The organism is Ehrlichia muris AS145 (genome assembly GCF_000508225.1).
GTDB lineage: Bacteria > Pseudomonadota > Alphaproteobacteria > Rickettsiales > Anaplasmataceae > Ehrlichia > Ehrlichia muris.
On sequence record NC_023063.1, the window covers coordinates 717,991 to 737,266 of the forward strand.

13 protein-coding genes are annotated in these 19,276 nt (G+C 28.7%); 2 read left to right on the plus strand and 11 right to left on the minus strand.

Annotation, left to right across the window (positions count from 1 at the left end; all coding sequences use genetic code 11):
* The first annotated feature begins 242 nt into the window (after positions 1-242).
* Positions 243-1,511, plus strand: a complete 1,269-nt coding sequence (gene lysA, locus MR76_RS02710) for a diaminopimelate decarboxylase (RefSeq protein ID WP_024072164.1) — start codon at positions 243-245, stop codon at positions 1,509-1,511.
* 963 nt (positions 1,512-2,474) lie between these two features.
* Here lysA and rpmB read toward each other — a convergent pair.
* From rpmB to MR76_RS02725, 3 genes are all read right to left on the minus strand, one after another.
* Positions 2,475-2,777 (minus strand): 50S ribosomal protein L28, encoded by a 303-nt coding sequence (gene rpmB, locus MR76_RS02715; protein WP_024072165.1) that lies wholly within the window; start codon positions 2,775-2,777, stop codon positions 2,475-2,477.
* Between the two features lie 290 nt (positions 2,778-3,067).
* The gene (gene priA / locus MR76_RS02720) at positions 3,068-5,041 is read right to left on the minus strand and encodes a replication restart helicase PriA (RefSeq protein ID WP_024072166.1); all 1,974 of its coding nucleotides are present in this window, start codon (positions 5,039-5,041) and stop codon (positions 3,068-3,070) included.
* Between the two features lie 470 nt (positions 5,042-5,511).
* Entirely contained in the window at positions 5,512-6,474 is a 963-nt protein-coding gene (locus tag MR76_RS02725; RefSeq protein ID WP_235111243.1) for a gamma-glutamyl-gamma-aminobutyrate hydrolase family protein, read from the minus strand.
* A 294-nt stretch (positions 6,475-6,768) separates the two neighbouring features.
* On the opposite strand from MR76_RS02725, the gene MR76_RS02730 reads away from it, so the two are divergent.
* Positions 6,769-7,458, plus strand: coding sequence for a uroporphyrinogen-III synthase (locus MR76_RS02730; RefSeq protein ID WP_024072168.1), 690 nt, complete (start codon positions 6,769-6,771; stop codon positions 7,456-7,458).
* Between the two features lie 365 nt (positions 7,459-7,823).
* On the opposite strand, the gene MR76_RS02735 is transcribed toward MR76_RS02730, so the two are convergent.
* From MR76_RS02735 to dnaK, 8 genes are all read right to left on the minus strand, one after another.
* On the minus strand, positions 7,824-9,545 hold the full coding sequence (locus tag MR76_RS02735; RefSeq protein WP_024072170.1) for an aminopeptidase P family protein: 1,722 nt from the start codon (positions 9,543-9,545) through the stop codon (positions 7,824-7,826).
* Between the two features lie 664 nt (positions 9,546-10,209).
* Positions 10,210-10,728 (minus strand): retropepsin-like aspartic protease family protein, encoded by a 519-nt coding sequence (locus MR76_RS02740; protein WP_024072171.1) that lies wholly within the window; start codon positions 10,726-10,728, stop codon positions 10,210-10,212.
* A gap of 84 nt (positions 10,729-10,812) precedes the next feature.
* Positions 10,813-11,640, minus strand: coding sequence for a 3'-5' exonuclease (locus MR76_RS02745; protein ID WP_024072172.1), 828 nt, complete (start codon positions 11,638-11,640; stop codon positions 10,813-10,815).
* On the minus strand, positions 11,630-12,520 hold the full coding sequence (gene era, locus MR76_RS02750) for a GTPase Era (protein ID WP_024072173.1): 891 nt from the start codon (positions 12,518-12,520) through the stop codon (positions 11,630-11,632). Before era ends, MR76_RS02745 begins: the two co-directional genes overlap by 11 nt.
* Before the next feature lie 550 nt (positions 12,521-13,070).
* Positions 13,071-14,405, minus strand: coding sequence for a signal recognition particle protein (gene ffh / locus MR76_RS02755; protein ID WP_024072174.1), 1,335 nt, complete (start codon positions 14,403-14,405; stop codon positions 13,071-13,073).
* 193 nt (positions 14,406-14,598) lie between these two features.
* Positions 14,599-15,978: a proton-conducting transporter transmembrane domain-containing protein gene (locus tag MR76_RS02760; protein WP_235111244.1), complete on the minus strand. Its 1,380-nt coding sequence runs from the start codon at positions 15,976-15,978 to the stop codon at positions 14,599-14,601.
* A 607-nt stretch (positions 15,979-16,585) separates the two neighbouring features.
* Complete coding sequence (locus MR76_RS02765; protein ID WP_024072175.1) at positions 16,586-17,050, minus strand: type II toxin-antitoxin system RatA family toxin; 465 nt, start codon at positions 17,048-17,050, stop codon at positions 16,586-16,588.
* 272 nt (positions 17,051-17,322) lie between these two features.
* Entirely contained in the window at positions 17,323-19,230 is a 1,908-nt protein-coding gene (dnaK, locus tag MR76_RS02770; RefSeq protein WP_024072176.1) for a molecular chaperone DnaK, read from the minus strand.
* Between the last annotated feature and the right edge of the window lie 46 nt (positions 19,231-19,276).

The following is a 19,276-nucleotide window of genomic DNA, read 5'->3' on the forward strand; positions in this document are numbered from 1 at the left end:
AGTATTACTATTATTCTTATCTTCCTACTTACGCAACTATATTAACAGCTTATAGTCATACTAAATAATATATATTATCTCTTATATACTACATAAGATTTACTACATTATTATTGTATTATCTCGTAGTACTATTTCTTACAAGCAACAACTTTTTAATTTTCAATAGAGTTATTATAAGTTTATGTTATAGATATCTATCAATATTATATAAATTTAATAGTAAAAATTTGGAGTATCTCATGATTTTTCTTGCACATCCATTCTTCCATTATAAAAACAACGTACTTAACATAGAAAATGTCAATGTGTTAGATATTGCAAAAAACATTGGAACTCCCGTTTATTGCTATTCTCTAAACGCAATAAAAAACAACTATAAACAATTTCAAAAAAACCTACCTAACAATTCTATCATATGCTATGCAGTTAAGTCGAACTCTAACTTATCTATTTTAAGTTTATTGGGATCACTTGGAGCAGGAGCAGATGTAGTTTCTGAGGGAGAAATACGTCGTGCTATTGCAGCTGGAATTTCACCAAATAAAATAGTATTTTCTGGCGTAGGAAAAACTGAGCAAGAAATAAATTTCGCACTAGATAACAGAATATTACAATTTAATATAGAATCTATTGAAGAACTATCTCTTATTAATACAATTGCATGTCAGAAAAATATAATTGCACCGGTATCTATCAGAATTAATCCAAATATTAGTGCAGATACACACAATAAAATTACTACAGGATTAAAAGTTAATAAATTTGGAATACCAGAAGAACTAATTGATCAAATCCTAAACAAAGACCTTATTGGTATCAGAATTATAGGAATATCTGTACACATAGGTTCACAAATTTCCAATCTACATATATTCCAAAATACAATTGATAAAATCAAAAAAATCATAAAAATATTCAAGCAACGTAATATTCAAATAATAAGGGTTGACCTTGGTGGTGGACTTGGAATACCATATAAAAGTTCTGATGTTTTTCCGACAATTCAAGAATATGGAAACTTACTAACACAGAATTTTGAAAATGAAAATTACCAAATCATATGTGAGCCTGGCAGAGCACTAGTAGGAGATACTGGTGTACTACTAACCAAAGTACTATACCGTAAAAATAATCAGGAAAAAAATCACATTATACTAGATGCAGGAATGAATGATCTAATGCGTCCAGCACTATATGATGCTGAGCACACAATAATACCAGCAGTTTCTTCAACATCAACACAATTGCAATCATACGACATAGTAGGTCCTATATGTGAATCTGATGATACTTTTGCATATAATTACCATATAAACAACTTACAAAAGGGAGAAATAGTAGTAATATGCACAACCGGAGCTTATGGGTCTTCAATGTCAAGCAACTATAATTCCAGATTACTAGTACCTGAAGTAATGGTTAACAATAGTAGCTATAACGTTATACGCCACCGTCAAACTTATGAAGATATGTTAAAAAACGAAGTTATACTAAAATTTAGTAAATAATATGCTATAGCATTAAATATGTTTTTGCAGCAACATTATACTAGTTGTTAACATCAGCCACCATAATGTCAATAAAATATAAAAGCTCGAGCTTACGGATTTTCAATGTAAAGCAACTATATTCTAGATTACTAGTAAGTAATGGTTAACAATAGCAGCTACGATTTATACATCATCATTAAACTTATGAAGATATGTTAAAAAACGAAGTTATACTAAAATTTAGTAAATAATATGCTATAGCATTAAATATGTTTTTGCAGCAACATTATACTAGTTGTTAACATCAGCCACATAATGTCAATAAAATATAAAAGCTCGAGCTTACGGATTTTCAATGTAAAGCAACTATATTCTAGATTACTAGTAAGTAATGGTTAACAATAGCAGCTACGATTTATACATCATCATTAAACTTATGAAGATATGTTAAAAAACGAAGTTATACTAAAATTTAGTAAATAATATGCTATAGCATTAAATATGTTTTTGCAGCAACATTATACTAGTTGTTAACATCAGCCACATAATGTCAATAAAATATAAAAGCTCGAGCTTACGGATTTTCAATGTAAAGCAACTATATTCTAGATTACTAGTAAGTAATGGTTAACAATAGTAGCTACGATTTATACATCATCATTAAACTATTTATACATCATCATTAAACTTATGAGAAGATATGTTAAAAGACAAAGTTACACTAGCATTTAAGAAATAATTACTATAGCACTAAATATGTTTTTGCAGATGGTATATTTTAGTTGTTAACATCTCCATATAATATCCAGTGCAACATTTATAATGTGAATTAGAACTCACTTATAACTACAATACGCTTTACCAAGAATACTGACATTAGCATAATATTGTACAAACATACTGTAGAAAACAACATTAAGTCATTGTCCTTTTTATAACATCTTATATACAAGAAAAAAAGAATTAGATTAGATTAAAAAACTATAAAGTAACTTTTACACCTCTTGCTACAGCATTTTTCACAAGCTTTTTAATCTTTTGAGCTTTATCAGTCAATTTTCTAGATGATGTATTAAGCAAATACATATCAAAACCACCTTTATAATTTACTGTTCTTAGAGTACGACTAGATATTTTTAACTTAAACTTCCTATTTAAAATATCACTTACTAAAGTAACATTATGTAAGTTGACTAAATAAGCCCTTTTAGTTTTACGATTAGAGTGCGATACCCTGTTTCCAAAAGACTTTCCTTGACCTGTAATATCACAAACCCTACTCATTTTACAAACCTAAAACACTAACTAATAGGCATTTATTATAACAATACAGTAACATTAGTCAAACACAAATTCTTCAGATTATTGAGGTTTAAAACAGCTAACTACTATGAAAATGCAACTAATTTGACCAAACCATAATATCACTTAATATTATAAAGCAATTTTTAATGCTCATTAACAAATAACTAATTGTAATCAAATAGACATACCCAATCAAAAACACAAAATTAATTACAACACAACAAGCATCATATATAATTATTAAGTCTATATACTATCTTAGTAGTAATCTACATAAAATTTACTGGATCAACATCTATGGTAATTTTTATTTTATTTGATTTCGTATAATACTCCTTATACTTAGCAAGTAGTTTTTGTATCATAACATTACTCTGTACTTTAATCAAAATCCTATACCTATACTGCATATTCAAGAAACTTATAGGAGCAGGAGCTGGACCTAGAACAGTCAAGGTATTCGGAAGACTTTTTACTATTTGTTTTGATATATTTACTACATGAGCTTCATTCTTCCCACTAACTATTATACCTATCAACCTTGTATATGGTGGCATATTAGTTAGTAACCTAGATTCTAGTTCTAAATTATAAAATAGTTCGCGATTATAAGATGACAGTGATTTTATTAAAGGACTATTAACATCATAAGTTTGTAAAATTACTTCACCGTTATCTGCAAACCTACCAGAACGTCCTGACACTTGATGTAATAGTTGATAGGTTCTCTCTGTAGCACGCAAATCACTATTATTCAATCCTAAGTCGGCATCTATTACGCCAACTAGTGTCAACTTAGGAAAATTATGACCTTTTGCTATTACTTGAGTACCAATAATAATATTCACCTCACTACGCATAATTAAATCAATCATAACACTGATATCCTTATGACTAATATCACTGCTAATTACTGCAATTTTAGCATTCGGTATCAGTGCAATAATGTCTTCTTCTACTTTTTCTACACCTATTCCATATGATACAAGAGATGATTCTGAACAATTAGTACATACATTCTGCATTATGCAAGAATATCCACAATAATGACACAATAACACATTTTTTCTTTTATGTTCTACAAGCCAAGTAGCACAATTTTTACAATGTATTTTAAAACCACAAGCCTTACATAATCTTAATTTTGCATATCCACGACGATTCAAGAAAAGCATAACTTGGTCTTGTCTTTGCAAAACTTCCAATATTTTATTATAAAGCTTGTCCGATAACCATGAATTAACCATCTTGCTTTTACATAAATCAACAATCCCTACTGATGGTAACTTAGCGTTCCCAAATCTTTGCCTCAATTTCACATGATAATACTGAGACTTTAACACATTATTGATTGCCTCCAAAGACGGAGTAGCAGAAGATAAAATTATTGGTATATTCAAGCTCTTTGCCAATACAATAGACATATCACGTGCATTATAGAGCACTCCACATTCTTGTTTAAACGATGAGTCATGTTCTTCATCTACAATGATTATCTTAAGATTTTTATATGGTAGAAATAAAGCAGATCTTGCACCTATTACAATTAAAGATTGACCATGTGCTATTGATAACCAATATTCTCTACGATTCCTTAATGTTAAATTTGAATGCCATTCTACTGGGTAATAATTATCAAAATAATGCTTTATACGCTTTATTAATTGTAATGTTAATACTATCTCTGGAAGCAAAATTAATGCTTGTGCTGTACTATCCCTCTTTATTAATTCACGTATAACTTTACAATAAACTTCAGTTTTTCCAGAACCAGTTTCTCCATCTAGCACTATAACTGAATAATCTGAAATTTTATTAACAATATTATTATATGCAGCCCTCTGCTCATCTGATAACATAATTTCTACATCATTATATCTATCATTTTTCTTTACAGAAAATTCTAACTTATAAAAAGACTTAGCGTGTATTACATTACTGAATACCATTTTTAATACTAAACCTGCTGGAACAATATTATAGTTGCCTACCCACTTGATAAAATTAAGAAATGCAATATTAACTCTTGGCAAAGAACTTTTAGAAATTATAACCCTTAACTGCAATTTTTCTATATTACAACCTGAAGGTATTGTGTCACTCAGTTTCAATATAATACCTACCATAGTCCTAAAACCAAAAGGTACAAGAACATATTCACCAACAAAAAACAACTGATTTTCTGGAACAGTGTAATAAAATGTTTTATTAATCGGTACTGGAAGCAAAATTTCAGCTATCATGCTAAATGTTTTAATAACAGAGCTATTTTATTATAACAAAAGAATCAAAATTTACATCTTTACTTACAAATCTATTTACCAATTACATACTCAGCAAATACATAACTTGCTAGTCTACTTTAGAGAAAATCAATAACATTAATATGAAAACATATTTATTAATTCTCCTATACAGTAATAAAGTTGACTATTCTTGGATTACATGCTCTACACTTTTTAAATTTTTTATATGTACTAATAAAATAAATAATAGATCACTACTATTATAAAATCACTATGATATCAATTTATACAAAAAGATATAAAATCTACTTAAGATCAGAATTATCTAAGATATAACTATTATCATCACTTACATTACATAAATAAGTAAAAACAATGTAAAAAAACTATAATGAAACAAATAAATTATAGTCTTTTTTTCAAATACATATTCATCAATATAACCTATTTTTTTATATCTAATTTCTTCAATCTCGAAAAAGAAAATCTTTAATTATTGCATCTGCAAGTATAATTGATGTATCTCTACCTGTACTATCTCCAAGTTTTCTTTCAGCATTCATCATCAGATATTCTGGATGGAATTGAAAATATATATTACCATATTTATCTTCAATTGCTTCTATAATACCATCTTCTGATACAGCAACAATCCTATACCCTAAATTATACATTTTCATTACATTCTCTACATCATTATCGATTGCTTCTGAATGTGCATCTGGAAAATATATAATTTGATTCTTATCTAACTTCAAATTAGCTACAATACTTGATAGCCTACTATTAGGAAAAATTTTGATTTGATGTAAATTAGCATCCACACTTCTAGGATCAGGCATTGAAATAGTATGTGATTCTACCGAAACATGAGAATTAATTATATTTTCCACTCTCGTAATTCTAATGCCATTTGCATACATTATGCCTTGCAAACCACCACAAATACCAAGAAGATGTATACAATGATTCTTATCATAAACTACCCTAACAATAGCATTAGTAACTAGTTGTCTATCTAAAGATGGAGCAATTGGTGGAGAACTAATATTATAATAGTTTCCTGGTATAAATATTCTATTGATATTATGTTCTTCTATAAACCTTGCAACAACACTTTCTATAACGTATCTGGACACTCCGTAATGTGTTTTATGAATTTCATTAACCCTTATTGCCTCATCCCTAACTAACTGCATAATTATCTTATAATCCATCAGAACTACACGAACCCCATAACTTTCAAGTAATTGTGTAATTCCCACAGCCGTTCTATATTCATTAGGATAGCTAATAAATTCAGTGGATAATAATCCAACTACAATATCTTTACGATCATATTTCGCACACTCAGCTACTACTGATACATATGGAACAATCAATATAGTAAAAAATAGAATTACTATTACAGCATGTCTTATTCGATACATGAACTTCATATAATATTCTTTTATAACATAGTATAAAATTACTACTAATAATAATGATCAATAAATTTAAGTATAATTAATATCAAATTAACACAATGTAAAATAAAAAAGTACATAGATAAAGTAAGTACCTAGTACGACAGCTAGGTAGATTTTAGCATAAAATTAGGGTACTATGTAATTCATGTTTACTTATCAAGTTGTACACAAACATATCTCTTAAATATAAATATTAAGTTGATTGTCTATATATACTGAGATATGTTTTTTTTAAACAAGTACACAGCACATTATATGAAATCTCTATTAGTTACCCGACCAAAAAAAGATTCTATAAAAATCAAAGAACATCTCAATAAATTAGGCTTCAATGTCTATATCGAACCAATGTTTTCAATAAAATATTTAATAGCTAAAATCAATGTAAAGGATTTTGATTTCATCATATCCACAAGTCAGCACAGCATAATTGCTTTAAGTAAAATTACTAAAAACCGAGATATAAATATTATTACTGTCGGTAACAATACCATGAATATTGCACAAGAATTAGGTTTTACATCCGTAAAATCACTCAATGGAAATATTAATGACGTTATATCTTATATAAGAAATCATAATCAAGCTAATATCCTATATATAAGAGGCAAAGAAGTTACATGCAACCTTAAAAAAAATTTCCATTATTATAAAAATTTTCAAGAAATTATACTATACAATACAATAGATAGAAAACACTTCAGTAACCGCTGTTACAATGCTTTGTTTCAAAACAAAATATTAGGTATATTACTTTATTCTTCCAGAACTGCTAAAATATTGATTGAATTAATTAAAAAACATAATATTCAAGATAAAATAGGAGGCATTACTATATATGCTATGAGTAATAAAATTGCAGATATTGCAAAAACAGCTCGCTGGAAAATTATAAAAGTATCTGATCAACCTACCAACAAATCGCTGTTATCATTAATTCAGTAACACAGTATAAATAACCATCACATTATAATCATAAAAAACATTATCTACTTTTTGTAAATATTTTCTATATAAAATAACACACCGTTATATATTTTTCTAAAAAACTATATTATTCAATGGTTACACAATACAATTATAATTAATACTTGATATATTATTAAATTGTATATCAATAAATATACTAATACCATGCTTACTGAAATCTCCAATTCCTTTACAAAAAACACAGATTTCTTCATACATAAAGTAATCAATAAAACTCAGATTTACAGTAAGATATATTTACTACTTTATATTAAATATTATAATATATTTATAAAGTACTGTAATACATAAAAAGTCATTATTATTAAATAAAACCCTACTTACCTCTTCAAACTACCACATGCATCATATAACCAACTTTTAACTTCTTCATTTAGATATGGAGCAATAGTATTACAGACAAAACTATGATATTGATTTATGTAATTAATTTCTTCTTTATTTAACATATCTGCATTTATTAATTTTAAATCTATTGGTACACATGTTAATTGTTTAAATCTTAAAAAACCATCAACATACTTTTCAACATACATAAGATTTTCAATCCTTATTCCATACTCACCATTTTTGTAGTACCCCGGCTCATTTGATAAGACCATATTTGGGTTTAATGCAATATTATTCTTGCAAGAAATAGCACAAGGACCTTCATGGACTGATAAAAAACTCCCTACTCCATGGCCTGTACCATGTTGGTAATCAAGACCTGATTTCCACAAGTACTGTCTAGCTAATATATCCAACATTCCACCAGTAGTCCCTAAAGGAAAAACTGCCATTGCTAAGGCAATATGACCTTTCAAAACCAATGTAAAATTGGTAATCTGCTCAGATGTAGGCTCCCCTATAGCAATAGTACGCGTAATATCTGTTGTCCCATCAAAATATTGCCCACCAGAATCTAACAAATACAATCCATTTTTACAAATTAACTTATTTGTCTTACTATTCGCTTTATAATGTATTATAGCTCCATTTTCTCCAAAACCAGAGATTGTAGCAAAACTTTCGCCTTGAAACAAATCTTGCTCTTGCCTGAAACTTAACAATTTTGATTCAACATCCAATTCTGTAACTCTCCGATTATTACTTAACTGAACATTCAACCAATATAATAAATTAACTACAGCAACTCCATCCCTAATATGAGCGTTAATTACACCTTGTATTTCAACATCATTTTTCTCAGCTTTCATTAAAAGACAAGGATCTGAATCATGAACTAATATATCTTGTTGTTGTAAAGATAAAAAGATGTTCATTGGTATAGTAGATGCATCTATAGCTATCGATTTTACAGATTTCAAAACATTAAATAAATCATCCAAAGAATATATACTAAGATGTTCATACTTAACATCTACCAAATGCACATTATCAACAAATAAATCAACTTTTCCATCTTTATATAATATTGCTCTAGATAACACCGACGGATTATAAAGAAACTTCTTATTACGTATATTTAGCATCCATGAAATAACATCTGTATCTGTGATTAATGCAGCATCTTTACCGGATAAATATTTTGCAACTTTACAAGACTTTTTATAACTATCAATACCAGAATACTTTAAAGGATGTTGTACTATGTTATGCTCTACAGTAAGATCACGAATCCATAATTTATCAATCAAAATTTGATCTATTGACTTTAAAACAACACCACAATCCTCATACTTTCTTATTTGGCTTAAAGTAAATAAAGAAGATTCATAAGCTATAACAGTATTAGATAAACAATTTTCTACACACCATTGCCAAGGAGTTAAATTACAAACATTATGTATTTGATAATAATTAAGGTCCAATTCCTGCGCTGCTTGTAATATATATCTACCATCGGTAAAAAAATTCTGCTTACCCTCCTTTGATATTATCAAAGTAGCATTTGAACCAGAAAAATCACATAACCATTTTATTCTCTGCTTATTAACAGGTACATACTCACATTGATACTCATCTGTATTCTGTAACAACAATACATCAATTCCATATTCCTTCATTAAACCAACTAATTGATTTAACCTATCTTCCATAAATTCCACACCTGATAATAAAAAATACATATTACTATATAACAAATAGCATAGCAGTCTTTTTTGACAATCACAAACTTAGTACTAAAACAATCCTATATTTTAAAATAAATATCTTATTAACATCAATACTTCATAATCAACAATGAATAAATATAGTAGGCAATAAACCTTAATTATCTCATATACTTCTTTATAATAATGTACAGTGATTTTTTAAAATCTTTATTTACATTCCAGACAACACTTATAGAATTTACCTAATATATCAAGCTTATTCAGTATTACATACATTACTATAAATAATAATTTTACTAACTCCCAACTTATAAGTTGTAAAATATGATAACAACTAACTAAAAAACATACCTGCTTAAGTAAATTAACTGCTTAATACTTTTATAAACTTCTACATAAAATTTATTCTATTGGAAACATTTACCTAAATCCGTAAAAATTCTATATAAAATCATTGATTCAATTATATTAAATGTTTTAATAAGAGTTTAATATGATAACAACTAACTAAAAAACATACCTGCTTAAGTAAATTAACTGCTTAATACTTTTATAAACTTCTACATAAAATTTATTCTATTGGAAACATTTACCTAAATCCGTAAAAATTCTATATAAAATCATTGATTCAATTATATTAAATGTTTTAATAAGAGTTTAACGTTAATTTGTCTCCACTCATATTGAAATGAAAATATTGTAAAAAGCTCATTCCTAAAAGAGAAGTGCGCATCGGAGAAACATTCACACTAGCCTTTACATTATTAACAATAAATTTTCCTACCTGCATTTCAGATATTTCTACATATAAAGCTTTTACTGTACCATTAGCAGTATGATAAGTCTTCTTTCTATTTAAGTATTTTAGATGATGTTTTAATCTCTTTGCATCCTCCACTGACAAGACTATATCAGTAGCACCAGTATCAACTAAAAAATTAACTGGAATACCATGCACCATAGCTTCTATATAAAAATGACCATCTTTAGCTCTGCGAAATTCAACTCCTCCTCCATTAACGTAATTAATGCTTGCGTTTTGAGTAATGCTATTAGGAAAAAATTTAAAGTATTTTCTATTAGTAATATCATCTTTTGTAACATCAAACAGCGTTACTAAGACTATAAAACCTAACCAAAACAATACATATTTTACACTTCGCATAATGGATTCCAAAAAATTCACTAATATAATAATGATATACTAGTAAACATATGAATTAATTAACTAAATACAATAGATCTATGCCTAAAGATAAAAATTACCGCTACAAGATTTATCCCACTCAATTCTAAATTGTTTGAAATGTTCCTTCTCATTAGCATCCAAATATGATAATAAATCACTTATGCTATCATTATAGTTTAGTGTTGTAATTCTATCTTGATAATGCATCATTCTTAAGTATACTAAATAAGTATTTATTACATCTGTTTCACAGTAATCACGAATTTCAGATATTTTACCATTATCATACAATTCAGCAACCTTCGACCCATCAATACCAAATTTACCAGGAAAATTCAATACTGAACATACCTCATTCATCTTTATTCTAGCAGAAGTACCAAAATCAGACAGGTAATCTAATAGATCACAATGCCAATCAATGCTATAGCGTTGAAAATAATTATTCCACTTATCCCCAATTTTATACAAACACCCTGCCTGTATACCATGTACCATAGCTCTATACTTTAATACTGAAAAATCAAAAATACGTCCATTAAAAGATACAAATCTTGGCCTCAAAGATGAAACATATTGAAAAAACCCCTTTAGCAAATCTTTTTCCGTAGAATCTACTCTTCCACCAGAACGTATTTCTTGTAAATGAAAGGATTCATATTCCCCTATTCTTTTAATATCTGCTTTTAGAAAACTAATAGCAACTATCTTGTGAAAAGGTTGTCTTAAAAATGGATTCTTACCATCAGTAATCTCCAAATGGTAATTTATTAATGCTTCTCTTTTTTCACTTAGCTCAACTGTATCATCAAAATTACTAAGAAGATTACGACAAGCATCTACATCTGGAACTGTTTCTATATCAAAAACTAATAAACTATTCAACATATCCTACACATTCATCTAAATGATTTTGCCAAAATTCTCTAACTTTCACAAATAAAAAAAGATGTATCTTCAAATCAAGTATTTCCTGAAGATCAGATTTAGATTCTATACTAATCTTCTTTATCATTTCTCCTTTTTTACCCAAAATTATAGTTCTATGACTATCTTTAGTTACATATATTACCTGCTTAACAATTAAGCTTCCATCTTCCTTTTCTTCTAATGCTTCAGTCACTACAGACAAAGAATAAGGTAATTCATGATGTAGAGATAAAAATAACTTTTCCCGTGTAATTTCAGCCATAAAAAACTTTAACGGTGCATCACTAATCTGATTCTCAGGATATAACCAAGGACCACTAGGTGAAATTTCACATAGGTAATCAGTTAAACGACTTAATCCTATATCATGTAATGCCGATATGGTAAAAGTTTTACTAAAATTATGTAATAAATACATATGCTCTATTGCTCTATCAATTGATGACACAGATACCATATCAATTTTATTTATTACTAAAATAGCATTAATATTAGATTGCTTGATTCTACTAACAATCTTTTCAACATGCTTATTCAAATAATTTTTTACATCAAGTAACAGTATTATATTTTCAATGCCTTTAAGAGACATCCAAGCATGTTTTACTATAAATTTTTCTAATTTTGTCTTTGGAGAAAAAATACCTGGCGTATCTATAAATATTAATTGAACATTTTCATTATTCAATACAGCATGCATCCTAACTCTAGTAGTCTGCACTTTTGGAGTTACAGCTGCAACTTTTTGTCCCACCAGCATGTTAATTAATGTCGATTTTCCTGCATTAGTTGTTCCAACTATAGCAGTCATAGAACATTTTTTATCCGTATGATCCATATTCCTTTGCTAATACTAAGTAATTAAACAGACAGTACATCCTTATATTTACAAGAAGATACGAAAAAGTAACACAATGTATATTTAAATACCCTTAAAACTATCGTGTAAAACCACAGGTAATACAATACTAATTACAGTAAATATTATAAAACCGACCTCTACATTACACATCAAAAACACATACTATGCAATAAAATTTTTTAATAATTTAAAAGCATACTTCAATCATTACAATAAACTCACATAAATATCTATAGCTATTCAACAAAGTAATTAATAAATTTTTGAAATTAATTTATACCCTAATTATATACTTTTCATCGAGATTACTGATAAAAAACCCCAAGGTAAAGTTTCAATAATCATATAACCACCTACTCAGAAATGATTTCAAAACATTTAAAAAAGAATTTTCACTACTCCACTATGTACAGCCATGTTTTACTTGTTATAAAGAAATGCAGAATTCATAAAATACAAAAGCTACGTAGAATATAAAATTTCATCAAAATATTTTATAATGAAATATATACCAAAAAACTGAAAATTATTTCTCATTAAATAGATTCATAAAATTTGTATCTTTAAGCTTACTAAATTTATTCATCAAGGTACTCATTTGATTAAATTGCTTTATTAACATATTAATAACGTTAATATTTACCCCAGAACCTTTTGCAATTCTAGCTTTACGTGCACCATTCAATATCTTAGGATTTTTCCTTTCTTGTTTTGTCATAGAATTAATAGCTGCTATATATTGCTTCGATCTACTATCATTTGCAATCACAGAAACTTGACGTTTTATATCAGCACCAAAATTAGGAATAAATTTCAAAATATTAGCAATACCACCTAATTTATTTAAAGCTTGTAAATGCTGTACTAAATCATTTAGATCAAACTCACCTTTCTGAGCTTTTTTTTGCATTTCATCTATAGCATGCTTACCTACAGCTTCTGTAGCCTTTTCTACTAAAGATACAACATCACCCATATTTAATATTCGTTTAGCAATCCTATCTGGATAAAAATCATCCAAATCATTCAACTTCTCACCAGTAGCAATAAACTTAATAGGGCTACCAACTGACATCTTCATAGAAAGTGCAGCACCACCCCTAGAATCACCATCAACACGAGTTAAAATTATACCTGTAATCCCTATACTACTATCAAATGACTTAGCTACATTTACAGCATCTTGACCTATCATAGAATCAACAACCAAAATCACTTCACTAGGAGATGTAAGATCTCTAATGGCTTGTAATTCTTCCATCATCACCTGATCAATATGCAATCTTCCAGCTGTATCTAAAATTAAAACATTAAAATCATTCTGTTGAACAATATTCACTGATCTCTTTACTATCTCAATAGGAGTTTGATTTTCAATAATAGGTAAAGTTTGAACATCTATCTGTTCTCCCAATATTTCCAATTGTTTTTGAGCTGCAGGACGATAGACATCCAATGATACCATTAGTACTTCTCTCCCTTTGTTTTTCAATTTTAACGCTAACTTAGCTGTAGTTGTAGTTTTACCAACACCCTGAAGCCCTACCATCATAATAACAGAACAAGGTTTATTAGAGATATTCAATTCACACTTTTCAGATCCTAATATCTCAATTAAACAATCCTGGATTTTCTTTATTATCATTTGTGTCGGTAATACACCTTTTACAGTAGTTTCTCCAACTATTTTTTCCTTAACATTACTGATAAAATCCTTAACTACAACTAAAGAAACATCTGCTTCAAGCAAAGCGACTTTCACTTCTTCCATTGTAGCATCAAAGTCCTCAGAAGAAATAACATGCTTACTCTGCATCCTTTGGATTACATTACTTAAACTATTAGTTAAAGATTCAAACATAAGTATACGACAACCATAACAATAATAAACAACATACCTAGCATTATTGTAAATCCCAAAGGATTAACACTTGGTACACTCAAAATTTCCAGATTGCTCTTAGAACATAATAATACTCGCTTACCCAACACATAGGTTAACATAGCAATAAGAATATTATAAATGTATAACAAAAACTTGTTAACAAGCAATACTACACGCATAAACAATACTCTATAGACCCAATCAATGTCCATAATAAAATTAACTCTTCCTTTAAAAAGAGAGGGAAAAAAATAAAGAACACTATACTTCCAAATATTAACTCAAATTGTAATACAATACTATCCCACTTTCCAATATCTTCCCGCGCTAATAAGAAACTGAATACTATCCCGAATAATATACAAATTAATGCCAATATTGACATCGATAATTTAGATGCTGCACAAACCTTTTTAACAACAGGACTTTCTGTAGATTTAGATACAAATATATACGAAAAAAACTTTATTCCAACGCTCATAAATAACAACATACTACATAGCAAGAATAATTTACCTATTAACACCTCTGTAGAATTCATATTATTTATCATGTGCATAATCTTAAACTTCACAACAAAACCAGCAGTACCAGGTAAAGCTCCCATATTAGATATAGCAACTATAGAACATACTGCTTCAATTGGCATTTTTTTGAATAATCCACCAATTTCACTAAGATTAAATCTTTGAGTACTCTTTATCACAGAAGTAGCAACCATAAATAACAAACTCTGATAAACTATAGACAGAATTATTTGTAGAATAATTATATCACTAACACCATCATCATTATAACCATCAGAAAATCCTATCGTGGTAATAATTAATCCCATCTGTCCAACTAAATTATAGCAAAGTAAACGCTTAATATTATTTTCTAATATTGAAAAAATTATCCCATAAATAGATGTTGCTATACCCAAAAACAATAATATTTTTTCTCCATGAAAAAATAACATCAAAAGATATACTGAAACTTTAGTAGTAAATACAGATAAAATGATAGTATCATTATTCAATGCTGTAGAATAAGTATCCGTCACCCAAGAAGATAAAGGAAAGCAAGCACAATTGATTAATAAACCTATTAGAAAAAATACTTTATAATTATCTTGACTACCAAGTGGTCCCAAAAATTGGCCAGACGCTCCAATAAGCAACATTACACCAGCTAGAAAATGAATACATGAATAATGCATAAATACTCTTCTGTTGGTTCCATTAGAACCAGAAGCAACCATTACTAGTACACTTAATGTCATAACTTCAAATAACATTGCCACAGATAATAAACTCGTTGAAGAAATAGTGGCTATGCTACTTAAGTAATATAGAAGATATAAAATTGTCTCACGCCTTTCTATATTCCAAATATATAAAAAAACTAGAACTATAATAATAGAAAATGTACCAAATATTAACATACTACCAACATCATATTCAATCTCTATACCATATAAAGGTATCACTAACATGATGAATGCTAAAAATATGAATTCAGGCATAAGTGATATAATAGAGTAGCGGTTAGTAGAATGTTTAGTCATAATAACTCAAATTATATAGTATTATTATTTTTCAACTATATATTAACTAATACCAAATCGCACTAAAAATAGCTATTAAACATTGGAAATATAAATATATTTCTTACTAGAACAACTGTATTTCTCTACACAAAAAAAGTAATAAAAAATGCTATTGGATTGTATTATCCTGCAATTCAGAAATAATTGGAAATATCAAAAAAAAAAAAACTCACACATATATAACTTTTTTTAATTACTAAAATTTCAACTAATTATATTGAAACAACAACCACTCAATATTGATAATTGTGATACTTTTTTAGATATAGCATGCAGAAAGATTACATGTTGGTCAGGTCAATAATGAGAAAGTTTAAAGCTATTAAAGATTCGATTTCTTATGATGAAGTAATTTTAGTTGTTCATCTTATTAAATATAATAATTCATTTTCTATAAACAGCAAAATCTATCATTGATTATAATATCTAGATTAAACAAATATATTCTTACTTACCCTTCAGGTTTAAAATAATTAATACAAAGATAGAACCATAACCTGATTAGTTATCTGTTTGTTAATACAAGTAACGACTTCTTTTGCTACTTGTAAAATATAATAATATATTATTCAGGTAACAATAAACTATTCGCCCTATTTTTAAAAGCAGTCATTATTCTCTTATATGCACTATCACAAACCAAATTAAATGCAGACTGTAACATAGGTACTTTAAAAGCACAATTTATATAAAACTGTACTAATGTTTGATTTTCCCCCCTTGGAATAAATGTCCATTGATTATGCAAAAATCTAAATAATCCCTCTACTGCTTCAACCTTTATCCACCCTTCTTGATTCATAGTAGGCTCCTTAAATACAACATTTGAAGTATACTGACCACTTAACCCTTTAAAATTAGCTAACAAATCAGCTACTATTATATTTTCTCTACGTTCTTTTATGTAAACTGCTTTACACCATGGAAGAAAATCAGGGTATTTCTCAACATCTAATACTATATTGAATAAATCAACAGCAGAAAAATTGATAATATCGCTATCATTTAAGTTATATTCATTTCTAGACATAACAAGATTTCATAAGAAGTATAAATACACATCCAATTGGGAGAAACCGTCATTGCCGTCTATGCTCTGAATATCCTGAGATTAAAGCTAAGGTGGGCACCATTTATTAATCCACATTGACTAACAGTGACAGTTCCCTAAAGAATCAATTGAGCTCGAGGAATTAACTTAACTTCAACGTGCAACACAGAAACTCCCATTGGAATCCTAACACAATATAATATACCTATCAACTTTATATTCTTATACAACTACAATAAGAACAATAAATTCTATTTTTTGTCTTTTTTATCAATCTCCTGATAATCAGAATCAACAACTTTAGAATCTTCTTCGTTATTTGCTGTAGTACTTTCAGCAGCTGAAGGATTATTAGCAGCATTAGCATTACCATATAAAGCTTCACCTAGTTTCATTGATACTTTCACTAAATGATCAACCTTTTGCTGTAAAACATCTAGATTCTCTATATCACTACTACTGATACCATCTTTCACATCTCTAATAGCATTTTCAATTTCAAGCTTATCAGAATTTGGAATCTTATCTCCATGCTCATTCAAAGACTTTTCTGTAGAGTGTATTAAATTTTCACCATTATTTTTTAGCTCAATAAATTTTTTACGCTTTTCATCTTCCCCAGCTTTTTGTTCAGCTTCTTTTATCATTCGTTGGATTTCATCATCACTTAACCCACCTGAAGATTGAATTTTAATAGCTTGCTCTTTACCAGAAGCTTTATCTTTTGCTGAAACATGTACTATACCATTAGCATCTATGTCAAATGTAACTTCAATTTGAGGCATACCACGAGGAGCTGAAGGTATACCTTCCAAGCTAAATTGACCTAACAATTTATTATCAACTGCCATTTTTCTCTCACCTTGGTACACTTTAATAGTTACTGCAGTTTGACCATCCTCTGCTGTTGAGAATACTTGAGATTTCTTTGTAGGAATTGTAGTATTCCTTTCAATTAATGGAGTAAATACACCACCTAAAGTTTCTATGCCTAAAGATAATGGAGTTACATCTAACAATAATACATCTCTAACATCACCAGCAAGAATACTTCCCTGTATAGCAGCACCTATTGCTACAACTTCATCTGGATTAACACCTTTATGAGGCTCTTTACCAAAAAATTCTTTTACTTTTTGTATTACTTTAGGCATCCTAGTCATACCACCAACTAATACAACTTCATCTATTTTATCTGCAGATATTCCAGCATCCTTAAGAGCTTTTTTACATGGCTCGATAGTTCTTTGAATTAGATCATCAACTAAATTTTCAAATTTAGCTCTAGTTAATTTTAAACTTAAATGCTTAGGTCCAGTACTATCACTAGAAATAAATGGCAGGTTTATATCAGTTTCCATGCGATTAGATAATTCTATCTTTGCCTTTTCTGATGCTTCTTTGATTCTTTGCACTGCCATAGAATCACCATATAAATCTATACCTGTAGTCTTTCTAAAATCATCCATCAAATAGTTCATAATTGCATGGTCAAAATCTTCACCACCAAGCATTGTATCCCCATTTGTTGCCTTTACTTCAAAAACACCATCAGCAATTTCTAATATTGATACATCAAAAGTACCACCACCTAAATCATATACTACTATTACTTTTTGCTTGTCACTTTTATTTAACCCATATGCTAAAGCAGCAGCTGTAGGTTCATTGATTATTCTAATAACATCTAACCCTGCTATCTTTCCAGCATCTTTTGTCGCTTGACGTTGTGCGTCATTAAAATATGCAGGTACTGTAATCACAGCTTTTTCAACCTTATGTCCAAGATGTCTTTCTGCTGTTTCTTTCATTTTTTCCAAAACAAATGCACCAATCTGACTAGGAGAATACTCTTTACCAAGTACTTTTATCCAAGCATCACCATTTTTAGCAGATACTACATCATAAGATGACTTTATGCCTTTTACATCTTGATATCTACGTCCTATAAGCCTTTTACTAGCATATATAGTATTCTTAGCATTTGTAGTAGCTTGACGTTTTGCTGGATCACCAACTAACCTTTCTGAATCAGTAAATGCAACTATTGAAGGAGTAGTTCTAGCTCCTTCACTATTTTCAATAGCCTTTGCATCACCTCCTTCCATAACTGCAACACAAGAATTTGTAGTACCTAAATCTATACCTATAACAGCCATAAATAGCCCCCTTACATAAAAATCAAAACTATAACCACAGATATAA

Bases quoted from the DNA above. Each gene is read 5' to 3' on its own strand.
- lysA (WP_024072164.1), top strand. From the start codon at position 243: ATGATTTTTCTTGCACATCCATTCTTCCATTATAAAAACAACGTACTT.
- rpmB (WP_024072165.1), bottom strand. From the start codon at position 2,777: ATGAGTAGGGTTTGTGATATTACAGGTCAAGGAAAGTCTTTTGGAAAC.
- priA (WP_024072166.1), bottom strand. From the start codon at position 5,041: ATGATAGCTGAAATTTTGCTTCCAGTACCGATTAATAAAACATTTTAT.
- MR76_RS02725 (WP_235111243.1), bottom strand. From the start codon at position 6,474: ATGTATCGAATAAGACATGCTGTAATAGTAATTCTATTTTTTACTATA.
- MR76_RS02730 (WP_024072168.1), top strand. From the start codon at position 6,769: ATGAAATCTCTATTAGTTACCCGACCAAAAAAAGATTCTATAAAAATC.
- MR76_RS02735 (WP_024072170.1), bottom strand. From the start codon at position 9,545: ATGGAAGATAGGTTAAATCAATTAGTTGGTTTAATGAAGGAATATGGA.
- MR76_RS02740 (WP_024072171.1), bottom strand. From the start codon at position 10,728: ATGCGAAGTGTAAAATATGTATTGTTTTGGTTAGGTTTTATAGTCTTA.
- MR76_RS02745 (WP_024072172.1), bottom strand. From the start codon at position 11,640: ATGTTGAATAGTTTATTAGTTTTTGATATAGAAACAGTTCCAGATGTA.
- era (WP_024072173.1), bottom strand. From the start codon at position 12,520: ATGGATCATACGGATAAAAAATGTTCTATGACTGCTATAGTTGGAACA.
- ffh (WP_024072174.1), bottom strand. From the start codon at position 14,405: ATGTTTGAATCTTTAACTAATAGTTTAAGTAATGTAATCCAAAGGATG.
- MR76_RS02760 (WP_235111244.1), bottom strand. From the start codon at position 15,978: ATGACTAAACATTCTACTAACCGCTACTCTATTATATCACTTATGCCT.
- MR76_RS02765 (WP_024072175.1), bottom strand. From the start codon at position 17,050: ATGTCTAGAAATGAATATAACTTAAATGATAGCGATATTATCAATTTT.
- dnaK (WP_024072176.1), bottom strand. From the start codon at position 19,230: ATGGCTGTTATAGGTATAGATTTAGGTACTACAAATTCTTGTGTTGCA.